The organism is Mucilaginibacter sp. GW821-FHT07G05 (assembly GCF_059418565.1).
In genome coordinates, this window is sequence record NZ_JBWKQC010000006.1 from 320683 (window position 1) to 335920 (window position 15238).

Here is a 15238-nt window from a genome sequence, read left to right on the forward strand (position 1 = left end):
TTAAAAATATTCAATCATGTTTAATAACAGATATATTTTAACAAGAACGCTTGGTATAAGCGCTTTTGTGATACTATTAACATCGCAGGGTTGCAAAAAGAGCTTTTTGGATGTACCCCCGCAAGCGCAGGAAAAAAGCGAGGCTTTCTTTCAAACCACTGAGGATGCTACCAAAGCCGTAAATTCTATATACGCAAACTTAAGGGAGTGGAAACAAACAGCTTTCGCGCCAATGGCCATTGAAAGCCTGGGAAGCGATGAAACCGAAAAAGGCAGTACCCCAAGTGATGCCAGCTTCATGAACGCGTTTGATAACTTTACGGTTTCCGCTACTGAAGGCCAGATCCAGGATTTTTGGAACGGACAGTATCAAAGTATTAACCTTTGCAATCAGGTGCTGGATAACATTCCTAACATAACGATGGATGCCAATCTGAAGAACCGTTATATAGCCGAAGCAAAATTTGTGCGAGCGTACAACTATTTCAGACTGGTGCGTGCTTTTGGCGATGTGGTATTAAGGTTACATTTACCTAAAGATGCTACCGAGTATAACTTGCCAAGAACGCCTAAAGCGCAAATTTGGGCGGCAATTGAGCAGGATTTAAATGACGCGGCAGCGGTTTTACCACAAAGCTATCCATCAACAGATATAGGCAGGGCAACTAAAGGCGCGGCATTGGCATTACATGCTAAAGTGGCCATGTACCAGCAAAAATGGGCCGATGTATTGAACTATACTAACCAGGTAATGGGTATGGGCTATTCATTATTTCCTGATTTTGAAAAATCATTCAGGATAGCTAATGAAAACAACAGCGAATCTGTTTTTGAAATTCAATGCAAAAGTTTGCCTGAAATAGCCGGCGCATCAAACAGCCAGTATTCGCAAATACAGGGCGTTGCCGGAGTATCTGCCGGTGGCTGGGGGTTTAACGTACCAACCGAAGCATTGGTAGCCGCGTTTGAAGACGGCGACCCAAGAGAAGATGCTACTATTATTTTCCGTGGTGAAACCACTCCTGAAGGTGATGCTATTCCGCTGGTGGGCGCTAACCCAAGGTACAATCAAAAATCATACGTGCCATTTAACGTGCCATTTATCCAAAACCAGGGTGAAGACCAAAACGTTAGGGTGATACGCTACGCTGATGTATTGCTGATGAATGCCGAAGCCGCAAACGAGTTAGGCGACGCTTCAAAAGCGCAGGCATCATTAGAGCTGGTTCGTGCACGTGCACGTGGCGGCAACAATGCTATTTTGCCAAAAGTGACTACTTCTGATAAAACCGCTTTACGCAATGCTATATGGCATGAGCGCCAGGTAGAGCTGGCCATGGAGTTCGATCGTTATTTCGATGTGATCCGTCAGGGCCGCGCTGCTGAAGTGTTTGGCCCTAAAGGCTGGAAAGCCAGAAACGTGGTGTGGCCAATTCCGCAAACCGAAATCGACTTGGCAGCAGGTGTATTGACTCAAAATGATGGCTATTAATTATTAAAGATATTTAACATGAAAAAATTGAATACATATTTGATAGCCGCCTTTGCAATAGCAGGGCTTGGGTTATCATCGTGCCAAAAGGATTTTGATCCTAAAAGCTACGCGCCGCCGCTGGATATCAGCGGTTATACCGCGGCAAGCCAGGTAGCGCCCGACGCGCTTGTTGCCCACTGGACATTCAGCGATAACCTGATCGACAGCGTTTCAAACACAGCCGGTGTGGCTACAGGTACATCGTTCACCGCCGGCCTTAAAGGCAGCGGTTTGCAAGGTGCTTTAAACAGCTACGTACTGGCCGATCCGTCGGACGCGGTAAAAAACCTGAAGAACGTTACCCTAACTGAGTGGATAAACACGCCGCCGCCAAGTACCGGTGTTATAGGTATTTTCAGCTTGGCAAAAACCAATGGCTTTTGGGGTAACCTCGAAATATTTATTGAGAACGGCAGCACCAATGAAAATGGTAAACTGAGGATACACTTTTATGGTGCCGGTGACGACAGGACTTTTGCTGTTGATAACGTGCAAAACCTGTTTGATAAATGGGTTAACGTAGGTGTATCATACAATGGTACCGAGTGCAAGCTGTATGTTAACGGTTCAAAAATAGCTACCCAAAAGGTAGCCAACCTGAGCGGCGACCTGGCTTTTGCCAATGTTGGTAAACTGGTTTTTGGTTGTGTGCAGTTTCAAACTACGCCAAGCCAAACCTCATCAACAGGCAAGCAAGACTGGGCCAGCTATTTAACAGGCAGCCTTGATGAAGTACGTATTTACAACAAGGCGCTAACCGATACAGAAGTTAACGCGGTAGTAAAATTAGAAGGCCGGGGCAAGTAATATAAATTGTTTTTTTCTCTACAGTTACCCGCCCTATTGGTTGGGTGGGTAACTTTTTAATCATTTACTGATGATGTTTGTTAAAAGGATATTTTTTTATAGCTGTTGTTTGTTCGTGTTGGCATCGTGCAGTAAGAGTAACGATACTACAGCTCCGGTTACACCACCGCCTGTAACGCCGTCGTCATTTAACTTTGATGCCTTGCGGGTAAACAATGTAAACAGTGGTTTTACTTATGTTAACCTTAACACAGCGCCCGTAATAAAAATTTCTTTTTCCGAAGCTTTAAACAAAACATCGGTTAGCAGTGCCATCGCTTTTAAAAGCAACTCCGGCACTAACGTAACCTATGCCGCTACTTATGAGGATGGCGATAAAACCGTCATCATTAAACCATCGGCAGCTTTACAATACTTAACTAAATATACCGTATCGGTGTCTACCGGGCTAAAATCTGCAAAAGATGGCAGCCTGCAATCGGCCGTAACAGTTAACTTAACCACGGCTATTGATTCCACCGACAAGTTCCCGCAGATCAGTGATAACGCGCTGCTTGACCTGGTTCAAATGCAAACCCTAAAATATTTCTGGGAATTTGGTCACCCAACCAGCGGCCTCGCCCGCGAACGCAATACATCGGGCGATGTAGTTACCACAGGTGGTTCGGGCTTTGGCATAATGGCTATTATAGCAGGTTCAAGCCGTAACTTTATTACCCGTGCCGATGCCTTGGTACGCATGCAAAAAATAGTAGGCTTTTTAAAAGATAAGGCTGTTAAGTTCCATGGCGCTTTTCCGCATTGGTTAAACGGCGCTACCGGCGCGGTGCAGCCCTTCAGCGAAAAAGATAATGGTGCCGACCTCGTTGAAACCGCTTTCCTGATGGAAGGTCTTTTATCGGCCCGCCAATATTTTAACGGTACAAACACCGCCGAAAACACCCTTCGTGCCGATATCAATACCCTATGGGATGGTGTGGAGTGGGACTGGTTCAGGCAAAACAACCAAAACGTGCTTTACTGGCACTGGAGCCCTACCTTTAACTGGGATATCAATATGCAAATAAGGGGATGGAACGAGGCGCTGGTTGTTTACGCGCTGGCGGCATCGTCAAATACGCATGCTATCCCTAAAACTGTTTACGATAACGGCTGGGCCAATAACGGCGCTATAAAAAACGGCGCTTCTTATTACGGCGTTCAGTTGCCATTGGGCGAAGAACGCGGCGGCCCGTTGTTTTTTGAGCATTACTCTTTCTTAGGCATCAATCCTAACGGTTTAACCGATGCTTATGCCAATTACGAAACACAAACAAAGGCGCACACTTTAATTAACCATAATTACTGTGTTGCCAACCCTAAAAATTATACCGGCTACAGTGCCGATTGCTGGGGCTTAACCGCCAGCGATATTAACAACGGCTACACAGCCAGCTCGCCGGCGAACGATGTAGGGGTGATAGCGCCAACCGCGGCCATATCATCAATGCCTTACACACCGGCCGAATCAATGAAGGCATTAAAGTTCTTTTATTACAAACTGGGCGACAAAATGTGGGGCGATTACGGCTTTTACGACGCGTTTAGCCTGAACGAACCATGGTTTGCCAACTCTTACTTAGCCATTGACCAGGGCCCGATAATGGTGATGATTGAAAATTACCGCAGCGGCCTGCTCTGGAATTTGTTTATGAGTTGCCCCGAAGTAAAAAAAGGCATGAAAGATATTGGATTTAGCAGTCCGAATTTATAGGCGTTCTTAGCAAGAATTTAGCATGAAGAAATTAATACTAACAAGCCTGCTATACATAGCAGCAAGCTATAGCTTTGCCCAAAACAAAGCAGCAAGCAAACCGGCCGAAACGGCTATCAAACTCGTCGGCGTTATAAAAAACCTTACCGACAGCGCCCTGCTTGATGTGGTGCAGCGCCAAACCATCCGCTATTTTTGGGATTTTGGCCACCCGGTAAGCGGCCTCGCCCGCGAACGCAGTAACGTGGCTTATGAGTATGGCGATGAGGTGGTTACCACCGGCGGTACCGGCTTTGGCATTATGGCGCTTATTGTAGGGGTCGATCGTAAATGGATCCCGCGCGAGCAGGCGGTAGATCGCATGCTAAAGATGGTGAAGTTTTTAAGCAAGGCCGATGCATACCACGGCGTGTTCCCGCACTGGTTAAACGGCGCTACAGGTAAAACCATTCCGTTTGGCCGTAAAGATGATGGCGGCGATTTGGTTGAAACCTCGTTCCTGTTTCAGGGATTATTAACCGCACGCCAGTACTACAACGCCAATACCCCTAAAGAGAACGAACTGCGTGGCCGCATAAGCGGGCTATGGAACGAAATTGAGTGGGATTGGTATACACGTGAAGGCAGGGATAACTTGTACTGGCACTGGTCGCCAAATAATGGCTGGGCTATGAATTTCCCGCTGCGTGGTTTTAACGAATGTTTGATCACCTACATACTGGCCGAATCGGCCGAACGTTACCCGGTGAGCGCCAGCATTTACAATCGCGGCTGGGCACAAAGCGATTTCTTTAAAAATGGTAAAACATTTTACGGCATCAAACTTCCGCTGGGTTTTGATTTTGGCGGACCATTGTTCTTCAGCCATTATTCTTTCCTGGGGTTAAGTCCGAAAGGATTAAAGGATGAATATGCCGATTACTGGGAGCAAAATCTTAACCATACGCTCATCAACAGGGCTTACTGTTTAGATAATCCTAAAAAGTTTAAAGGCTACGGCGAAAACTGCTGGGGCTTAACCGCCAGCGATAACCACGAAGGCTACAACGCGCATTCACCAACAAACGATCTGGGCGTGATATCGCCAACGGCAGCGCTATCGGCATTTGCCTATACTCCGCAATATTCTATGCAGGCACTGCGCCATTTTTACTATGACCTGGGCGATAAAATTTGGGGCGATTACGGCTTTACCGATGCCTTTAACGAGAGCAAGAACTGGTATGGCAAATCGTACCTGGCTATTGATCAGGGGCCAATAGTGGTAATGATTGAGAACCACCGTACCGGCCTGTTATGGAATTTATTTATGAGCTGCCCCGAAATACAGGCCGGTTTAAAGAAACTGAACTTCCAAAGCCCGTACCTGAAAAATTAAGCTTACCATGCGTAAAACCTGCTTACATATTTTAGGCATTGCCTGTTGTTTGTTTTTGCTGGCCGGTACTTCATCGGCACAAAAAAAGCAGCTTACCTATTGCAACCCTATCAATATCGATTACGGTTATACGCCCATACCTAATTTTTCAACCGCGGGCAGGCACCGCGCCACTGCCGACCCGGTAATTACTTTTTACAAGGGCGATTATTACCTGTTCAGCACCAATCAATGGGGTTACTGGTACAGCAGCGATCTGTATAACTGGAAATTCGTATCGCGTTCGTTCCTTAAACCATACCATAAGGTATATGATGACCTTTGCGCTCCGGCGGTTTGGGTACAGGGTGATACCTTGCTGGTTTACGGTTCAACACAGGAGAAGAACTTCCCGATATGGATGAGCACCAACCCTAAGGCCAACGAGTGGAAAGAAGCCGTTGACCCGTTTATGGTAGGTGCCTGGGATCCCGACTTTTTTGTGGATACCGATGGCCGCCTGTACCTGTACTGGGGCAGCAGCAATACGTATCCGCTATATGGCATCGAGATCAACCGTAAAACCTTTGCCCCTATTGGCGAGCGTAAAGAACTTTTTAAACTGAACGATACCAAATTCGGCTGGCAGCGTTTCGGCGAGTATCTGGATAATACCTTCCTCGATCCGTTTATGGAAGGTGCCTGGATGACCAAGCACAACGGCAAATATTACTTGCAATACGGCGCGCCCGGTACCGAGTTTAGCGGCTATGGCGATGGTGTACAGGTAAGCGATAATCCGTTAGGGCCGTTTACACCACAACCGCATAACCCATTCTCGTACAAACCAGGTGGTTTTGCAAGGGGCGCCGGGCATGGCAATACCTTTCAGGATAAATACAACAACTACTGGCACCTGTCAACCATGGTTATCGCGGTAAAAAATAATTTTGAACGCCGCCTTGGCTTGTGGCCTGCCGGGTTTGATAAGGATGGCGTGCTGTATACCAACACTACCTTCGGCGATTATCCGCATTATTTACCTTATGCCGATAATACCGACAAATTCACTAACGATAACGCTACTGGCACCTTCACCGGCTGGATGCTGCTGAACTATAATAAACCCGTAACGGTATCATCAACCCTGGGCAGTTACAGTGCCAACAACGCGGTCGACGAAAATATTAAAACCTACTGGAGCGCGGCTTCGGCCAACCCGGGCGAATGGATAGCGACAGATCTGGGCAGACTAAGCACCGTTAACGCGGTACAACTCAACTATGCCGATCAGGATGCTACCATACTGGGCAAACCCAAACAGCCATTCTATCACCAGTACAAACTATTGTACTCGGCCGATAACAAGAACTGGAAGATACTCAAAGATAAAAGCGCCAATAAAACGGATGTTCCGCATGATTATGTGGAGCTGAACACCCCGGTTAAGGCACGCTACATAAAACTCATAAACCTGCATGTCCCAACCGGCAAATTCGCTATAAGCGGTTTGCGGGTATTTGGTAACGGCGGCGGCGCTAAGCCCGATACCGTGAAGGAGTTTGTGGTATTACGTACCGAAAAAGATAAACGCAGCGCCTGGCTAAAATGGAAACCGGTGGATAACGCCTATGCCTATAACATTTACACCGGCATAGCGGCCGATAAGCTGTACACCTGCACCATGGTGCACAATGCCAACGAATATTATTTTAAGGCGATGGATAAAGACCTGCCCTACTATTTTAGGATAGAGGCGGTGAACGAGAACGGCGTATCAAAACGTACGGCAATAATTAAAGCAGAATAAAAACTAACAGATAACATATACCAACAGTTATGAAATTATATAAAGTGGTGCTCGCATCGTGTTTGGTGGTCTCGGGATTGGGGGCTACGGCGCAAACATCAAAAAACGCTAAAATGGATGCCTACATCAAAGGCTTAATGGCTAAGATGACACTCGACGAAAAGATAGGTCAGCTGAATTTGCCATCGATAGGGTTTGATGTAACCGGCCCAATTTTAAGCCAGGGTGTGGAAGAAAAGATTGAACAGGGCCTGGTTGGCGGTGTGTTCAATACCTACACGCCTGTAGCCGTACGCAAATTACAGGAGCTGGCCCTGAAAAAATCGCGCCTTAAAATACCATTGTTGTTTGGGTATGATGTAATTCATGGTCACCGCACTATATTCCCTATTCCGCTGGGTTTGGCCGCTACCTGGGATTTGCCGCTGATACAAAAAACCGCCCGTGCCGCTGCCGATGAGGCTACTGCCGATGGCCTGAACTGGGTTTTCTCGCCAATGGTGGATATTGCCCGCGATCCGCGCTGGGGCCGTGTATCTGAAGGTTCGGGGGAAGATACTTGGCTGGGCTCAAAAATAGCCGTGGCCATGGTAAAAGGCTACCAGGGGAACGATCTGCGTAAGGACGATGCCGTGCTGGCCTGTGTAAAACACTTCGCGCTGTACGGTGCTATTGAGTCCGGCCGCGATTATAACGTGGTTGACATGAGCGAACGCAAAATGATGGAAACTTACCTGCCGCCTTACAAAGCCGCTGTTGACGCAGGCGTGGCCACGGTAATGAGCTCTTTCAACGAAATTAACGGTGTACCTGCTGCTGCCAACCATTGGTTACTGACCGACCTGTTACGCAAAAAATGGGGCTTCAACGGCATGGTTGCTACAGATTATACCGCCATTATGGAACTCATGAACCATGGCGTAGGCGATGCCGCCGAAGTATCGAAACTGGCTTTAGTAGCCGGTAACGATATGGATATGGTGAGCGACCTGTACATCACCCAGCTAAAAAAACTGGTACAAGCCAAAAAGCTGGATGTAGCCGTGATTGACCTGGCTTGCCGCCGTGTGCTGGAATCAAAGTACCGTTTGGGTTTATTTGACGATCCTTACCGCAACATCAGCGAAGCACGTGCGCAAAAAAATATCATGAATGCCGAAAAGCTCGATTTGGCAAAGCAAGCCGCTGAAAAAAGCATCGTACTGTTAAAAAACGATAACGCTTTACCACTGAAAGCCGGACAAAAAATCGCCTTCGTGGGCCCTATGGTTAAAGATCAGCGTGACCTGATCGGTAACTGGAGCGGTGCCGGCGACTGGAAAAAAGCCGTTACTTTTTGGGATGCCCTGCAAGCGCAGTATCCTGATAATAAATTCACTTACGCCAAAGGCTGCAACGTACTGGATAACCAGGAACTCATTAATAAGTTGAACCCGCATGGCGCCGAAATTGTACTGGATAACCGCACGCCTCAACAAATGATAGACGAGGCCGTTGCCAACGCTAAGGATGCCGATGTGGTAGTAGCTTTTGTAGGCGAAACCTTTGGCATGAGCGGCGAGGCTGCCAGTCGCAGTGATATTACATTGCCGCAAAACCAGCAAACTTTACTGAAGGCTTTAAGGGCTACAGGTAAACCGGTGGTGCTGGTACTGATGAACGGTCGTCCGTTGGTTTTACAGTGGGAAAATGATAACATGGCGGCCATTGTTGAAACCTGGTTTGCAGGTACCAAAGCCGGTGATGCCATTACCGATGTGCTTTTCGGCAAATACAATCCGTCGGGCAAATTAACCATGACGTTTCCGCGCAGCGTAGGCCAGATACCGCTTTACTACAGCGCGAAAAATACCGGCCGCCCAATGAGCGAGGAAAAATATACCTCCAAATATCTGGATATACCAAACACACCACTGTATGCTTTTGGTCACGGGTTGAGTTATACCACCTTTGGTTACAACGATATTAAACTAAGCAAAACCGCTATTAAAGCTACTGATAACCTGCAAGCCACGGTAACCATTACCAATACGGGAAAGTACGATGGTGAAGAAACCGCGCAGCTGTACATACGCGATATGATAGGTTCGGTTACCCGCCCGGTGAAGGAGTTGAAAGGCTTTCAAAAGGTTTTCCTGAAGGCTGGCGAATCAAAAACCATCACCTTCACCCTTACCAATAACGATCTTAAATTTTACGACATCAACATGAAATATACTACCGAACCGGGCGATTTCAAGCTCTTTATAGGTACCAGCTCTGCTGATGTTAAGGAGGCTGCATTTAAGCTTTTATAAGTTTTTCTTTTCTAAATGGTGTTTAATAAAAGTGGGAATGTCCGGCGCGAGCCGGGCATTTTTTATTTTACGCTGTGCTGTTTTTCGGCAGTAGCTTATCATTACATAAAATAAATACTTTTGTAACATGAAGTTCTACATAAAAAACATGGTATGCGCGCGCTGCAAAATGGCAGTGAAAAACGAGCTTGAAAAAGCCGGCATGCAGCCATTAAGTGTTGAACTTGGCGAGGTTGAGGTAGACGGCACCCCATCTGCCGAACAGGTTACCCATCTGGATATTCAGCTTAATGCGCTGGGCTTCGAGATTATCGACGATCGCAAGAGCCGCATGATAGAAAAGGTGAAGAACGCCATCGTAACCCTTATTCATCATACCGAGGAGAGCAGCAATATCAACCTGTCCGACTATATTACCCAACAGGTAAATTACGATTACACTTACCTCAGCAACCTCTTTTCGGAAGTGGAGGGCACTACTATCGAAAAATACTTCATCGCCCAAAAAATAGAAAAGGTAAAAGAACTGCTCCGGTACGATGAGCTTACCCTATCAGAAATTGCCGATAAGCTGGGCTATAGCAGCGTAGCCTACCTCTCAAACCAGTTTAAAAAACAAACCGGCCTTACCCCTACCTTCTTTAAAACGCTTAACCAAAACAAGCGCATCAATATCGAAGACCTGTAAATCTTACAACTCATTCCCAAAATAGTGTAACAGCCCGGCGGGCTGCCTGGTGTAATTTTGTATCATTAAATTACATCAGATAAAATGACACACACCTATCATATAACCGGCATGACCTGTACCGGCTGCCAGGCCAAGGTACAAGGCTTGCTATCGAAAATACCGGGCGTTACCAGCGTAGCTATCGATTTGCCGCAAGGCACCGCCGATATTACCATGGCACAGCATATACCTACCCCCACGTTAAAGGATGCCTTAAAAGATTACCCAAAATACCAGTTATCTGAAGCGCAAACACATCAGCATATCCCCACTTTTATAGAAGAGGAAACCGATAACCGCACCTGGCTGGCTACTTACAAACCCATACTTATCATTTTCGGGTATGTAACCGTAATAGCTTTATTTACTTCGTATAGCGCCGGTACCTTCCATTGGATGAAAGCCATGACGGTATTTATGAGCGGCTTCTTCCTTACTTTCTCTATGTTTAAAATGCTCGATCTGCAAGGCTTTGCCGATAGTTATTCGAGTTATGATATCGTGGCTAAAAAGTTCAGGGGCTGGGGACTGATCTATGCTTTTATCGAACTGTTTTTGGGTTTGGCTTACGCCATAAATTTTGAGCCTTTTATTACCAATGTGATCACGTTTGTGGTGATGACGGTGAGCATTATCGGCGTACTGCAAAGCGTGTTCAACAAACAGAAAATAAAGTGTGCCTGCCTGGGTACGGGCTTTAATTTACCCATGAGCACGGTTACCATTATTGAGGATGGCATGATGATTTTGATGAGTGCGGTGATGTTGATTGCTATGCTTTAGATTTTCAACCGGAGAGAAGAAGGTTTTAACCACAAAGTACACAGAGATTTTCACGGAGGTACACAGAGAGCTTCATCTCACTTTGTCTTGAGTGGACGTATCCTCTTCGATGTACAGGTTAAGTTTTTAACCGCTGAGGAAACGGAGATTTTCGCGGAGAGCGGGGGAGTTTTTAATCACAAAATACACAGAGAGCCAGGCATTTTAACAATTACATAAAACCACCACAATGAAAAAAATACTATCAGCTATATTAATATCCTTATTTGCCACGGCGGCATTCGCGCAGCATGATCATCATACGGACATGAAAAAGAAGGATACCACCAGCGTAAAAAAAGACACCACCATGAAGGGTATGGATCATAGCGATATGGACGGCATGGACATCGGTAATATGGATATGAGCGGCAAGCACGATCATAACATGGCAATGCCGGGTATGAACCACTCCTACTCGCTATCGTTGCCCATGAACAGGAATGGGTCGGGGACATCATGGTTGCCGGATAATACGCCGATGTATATGCTGATGGAACACACCAAAAAAGGGATGTGGATGTTTCACGGCAGCGCCTTTCTGCGTTATAATAACCAGCAGGTAAACGGCAAAACTTCACGCAGCGGTTCACAATTTGATGCTCCAAACTGGTTTATGGCCATGTATAACCGGCAGGTGGGTAAAAACGGCTTGCTCAACATTAGTGCTATGTTAAGTGCCGATCCGCTTACGGTTACCGAACGTGGTTACCCGCTGCTGTTTCAATCGGGTGAAAGCTATAAAGGTCAAACCCTGGTTGACCGCCAGCACCCGCACGATCTTTTCTCGGGCCTTACCATTGGCTACACCCAGCGTTTAAGTAAAACGGTAGATGTATTCGGCTACTTCGGTTATCCCGGCGAGCCAGCCCTCGGCGCGCCTGCCTTTATGCACCGCACTTATGCATTGAACGACCCCGATGCCCCGCTTGGTCACCACTGGCAGGATGCCACACACATTACTTACGGAGTAGCTACCATTGGTGTACGGGTTGATCAGTTTAAGCTGGAAGGATCGAGCTTTACCGGCCGCGAGCCCGACGAGAACCGTTACGATTTCGATAAGATGCGATTTGATAGTTACTCATGGCGCTTATCCTACAATCCGGATAAAGCCTGGGCGTTCCAGTTTTCGCAGGGTTATATTAAAAGTCCGGAATTGCTGCACCCCGACGAAAACGTATGGCGATATTCGGCATCGGCACTGTACTCATCGGCAGTTACTGATGATGGCAAATACTTTACCGGCGCACTGATATGGGGCATGAACCACAGCCACGGCAACGAGCATTCCTTTTTAGCCGAAGGCACACGCCAGCTAAACAAACAGGCCATTTATGGCAGGTATGAGTTTGTACAAAAATCGAGCGAAGAACTGGCGCTGGAAGAGCAGTTCGGCGAGCGGTTGTTCAACATACATAAGCTTACACTGGGTACAAACCGCAAACTCTTCAATACCGGTCCGCTGGAGTATGTGGGTGGCTTGCAGGCATCGATTAATCTCCCGGCAGGTGACCTGCAACCTTTGTACGGCAACAGCCCTATCAGCGGGCAGGTGTATTTACAGATACGGCCTATGCTGATGAAGCATAAGATGTAGTTGGGGTTATGATTTTTTCCCTGTCCCCTTGCGCTCGTTTGCAACGAGCGCTTAACATAGGCGGGCGATTGCATCGCCTCTTCACCCCAAGCGTCGCAGACGCAAGACCAGATGAAGCACTCGTTGCAAACGAGCGCAAGGAAATGACATAATTAGTTACTCATAAGCAAAACAGCCGATCCATCGCGGAGCGGCTGTTTGCATTGTTTAAAGAGAAACCTGACATTAATTTATTGAGGCCTGTCGGCGGGTTTAGCGCCACAGCTTTTGTTGGGCTTAGGGCCCATTACAAATTCAAGGATACCGCCTGTGGTAATATCCTGCTGCGTAATATATACCCGGTTGTACTTTTTGCCATTTAGTTTTGCCGATTGTATGTAGATGTTTTTGGCCGATACATTGGCAGCTGTAACCGTAAATGTTTTATCGCCTACCTGCATCACCGCCTTTTTCATTGTAGGCGAACCTATTGCGTAGATGCCGCTTGTTGGATTCACCGGGTAAAAACCCATCGAACTGAAAACATACCACGACGACATCTGCCCGCAGTCGTCGTTACCCGAATAGCCTGATGAAGAAGTGTTGTACAGTTCGGTCATTACCTTGTTAACATATTGCTGGGTTTTCCAGGGCTGCCCGGCGTAGTCATACAGGTAAGTAACATGCTGACTTGGCTCGTTACCGTGCGCGTACTGCCCTATAAAACCCGACGCGTTACCGTTTACCTCCCTGTTTTTGCTGCTTAGGGTAAAAAAGGTATCCAGCTTGGCTGCAAAATTCTTTTCGCCGCCGGTAAGTGCTATCAGTCCTTTAATATCCTGTGGTACATACCAAAAGTATTGCCAGGCATTGCCCTCAGTAAACGGGTTGCCGCCATTACCTCCATATTCCAGCGGACTAAATGGCGCTATGAAATTCCCCTTATCATCTTTCGACCTGAAAAAGCCGGTGCTTTTATCGTACAGGTTTTTGAAGTAGGCTGATCGTTCCATAAAATGCTGATAATCCTCCGTTTTACCCAGCTTTTTCGCCAGTTGGGCTACGCACCAGTCGTCATAAGCCATTTCCAGCGTAAGCGATACCGATTGGGTTTGGATGTTTTCGGGCATGTAATGGTACTGCTCCCACACCTTAAACGGCGAACCGGGGTGATCTGTAGTTGATGATTTTTTTACCGCCTCGTAAGCCTTTTCGGCATCAATACCCGGCAAGCCCTTCAGCACGGCATCCACTACTACGGGGATAGCATGGTTACCTATCATACAGTAATTTTCCTGCCCCCAAAGTTGCCATATAGGCAGGTAACCGTAGGTTTCGTACTGGCGCAGCATGCTATTTACAAAGGCGGCATCACGTTGGGGCTGTATCAGTGTGTACAGCGGATGTGTGGCGCGGTAGGTATCCCATAACGAAAAGGTAGAGTAAAATCCATTCTTATCGTTACGAACCGCATAGTCAGAACCTACGTAGTCGCCGTTAACATCGGCCAGGTTATTGGGTTGTATAAACGCGTGGTAAAGGCCGGTGTAAAATATCTGCATCTGATCGGGGGTGCCTTGCACCTTTATCTTTTCCAGCTCCTGCTCCCATTGCGCATCGACGGCGGCAACGGTCTTATCAAAATCCCAGCCGGGTATTTCGGTAGTGAGGTTCAGCTTAGCGTTCTCCGGGCTAACAGCCGACAGCCCTATCTTGGCCAGCAGCGGTTTGTCATCGGTATCAAAATCAAGTATGGCGCGTAGGTCGGTGCCGTTTATAACGGTTTGATTAAAGTATTGCGTGCCGCCGTCAACAAAGTCGTTACCCTTTACAGGCTTTGAAAATTCGGCATAAAAATAGATCTTTCGCAGTTTAGCCCAGCCGGTTATCACCTTGTAACCTTCAATGGTGTAGTCGTTCACCATCCGGAACTGCGCGCTTACTACGTGGCAGCCCCAGTTACCCTTTTTCATAGAGTGGTTAAGGTCGATCACCACCCGGGCTTGTTTCCCTTTCGGAAAGGTATACTTATGAAAACCCGAATGCGCCGCGGCGGTAAGCTCTACATTTACATCATGGTCTTTCAGTTTTACCTGGTAATAACCCGGCCTGGCCGATTCCTGATCGTGCGAGAAGGCCGAGCCGTAACCGCTGTGTGGTTGGTTCTTGTCGCCCGCGCGGGTTTTTATTTCGCCGGTGATGGGCATAAACAGTACATCAAACAGTTCGGCCACGCCGGTACCGCTTAGGTGGGTATGGCTGAAGCCTGCAATAAAGGTATCGTTATGGTCGTAACCGCAGGCGGCATCCCAATCGGGTTCGTCGCGGGTATCGGGGCTAAGCTGTACCATACCAAAAGGCACCGTAGCGCCGGGATAGGTATTACCCGAGAGGCTTGACTTTACCGCGCCCGTGCCAATAAACGGGTTTACATAATTGGTTAACCGCGCATTTTGTGCATTCACCTGCGTGGCGGCGCATATCAACGCCAGCAACATAACTTTTTTGTTAAATGATCGTATCATTAGGTTTAACATTAGGGTGTTTAA

At 47.2% G+C, this 15238-nt stretch carries 10 protein-coding genes; 9 read left to right on the forward strand and 1 reads right to left on the reverse strand.

Features of this window, described 5'->3' with window-relative positions:
* Positions 1-16: 16 nt before the first annotated feature.
* The 9 genes from AC07NA_RS17130 (at position 17) to AC07NA_RS17170 (ending at position 12710) form a co-directional block, all read left to right on the forward strand.
* Entirely contained in the window at positions 17-1492 is a 1476-nt protein-coding gene (locus AC07NA_RS17130) for a RagB/SusD family nutrient uptake outer membrane protein (protein WP_494898822.1), read from the forward strand.
* Between the two features lie 18 nt (positions 1493-1510).
* The gene (locus AC07NA_RS17135) at positions 1511-2341 is read left to right on the forward strand and encodes a LamG domain-containing protein (protein ID WP_494898823.1); all 831 of its coding nucleotides are present in this window, start codon (positions 1511-1513) and stop codon (positions 2339-2341) included.
* 70 nt (positions 2342-2411) lie between these two features.
* Entirely contained in the window at positions 2412-4094 is a 1683-nt protein-coding gene (locus tag AC07NA_RS17140) for a glucoamylase family protein (protein WP_494898824.1), read from the forward strand.
* 22 nt (positions 4095-4116) lie between these two features.
* A complete protein-coding gene (locus AC07NA_RS17145; RefSeq protein WP_494898825.1) occupies positions 4117-5472 on the forward strand; it encodes a glucoamylase family protein in 1356 nt (451 codons plus the stop codon).
* 7 nt (positions 5473-5479) lie between these two features.
* Entirely contained in the window at positions 5480-7261 is a 1782-nt protein-coding gene (locus tag AC07NA_RS17150; RefSeq protein WP_494898826.1) for a family 43 glycosylhydrolase, read from the forward strand.
* 29 nt (positions 7262-7290) lie between these two features.
* Complete coding sequence (bglX, locus tag AC07NA_RS17155; protein WP_494898827.1) at positions 7291-9558, forward strand: beta-glucosidase BglX; 2268 nt, start codon at positions 7291-7293, stop codon at positions 9556-9558.
* Between the two features lie 127 nt (positions 9559-9685).
* Positions 9686-10246: a helix-turn-helix domain-containing protein gene (locus tag AC07NA_RS17160; protein WP_494898828.1), complete on the forward strand. Its 561-nt coding sequence runs from the start codon at positions 9686-9688 to the stop codon at positions 10244-10246.
* 84 nt (positions 10247-10330) lie between these two features.
* Positions 10331-11071 (forward strand): heavy-metal-associated domain-containing protein, encoded by a 741-nt coding sequence (locus AC07NA_RS17165; RefSeq protein WP_494898829.1) that lies wholly within the window; start codon positions 10331-10333, stop codon positions 11069-11071.
* Between the two features lie 229 nt (positions 11072-11300).
* Positions 11301-12710 (forward strand): hypothetical protein, encoded by a 1410-nt coding sequence (locus AC07NA_RS17170; RefSeq protein ID WP_494898831.1) that lies wholly within the window; start codon positions 11301-11303, stop codon positions 12708-12710.
* 230 nt (positions 12711-12940) lie between these two features.
* On the opposite strand, the gene AC07NA_RS17175 is transcribed toward AC07NA_RS17170, so the two are convergent.
* On the reverse strand, positions 12941-15214 hold the full coding sequence (locus AC07NA_RS17175; RefSeq protein ID WP_494898832.1) for a GH92 family glycosyl hydrolase: 2274 nt from the start codon (positions 15212-15214) through the stop codon (positions 12941-12943).
* Between the last annotated feature and the right edge of the window lie 24 nt (positions 15215-15238).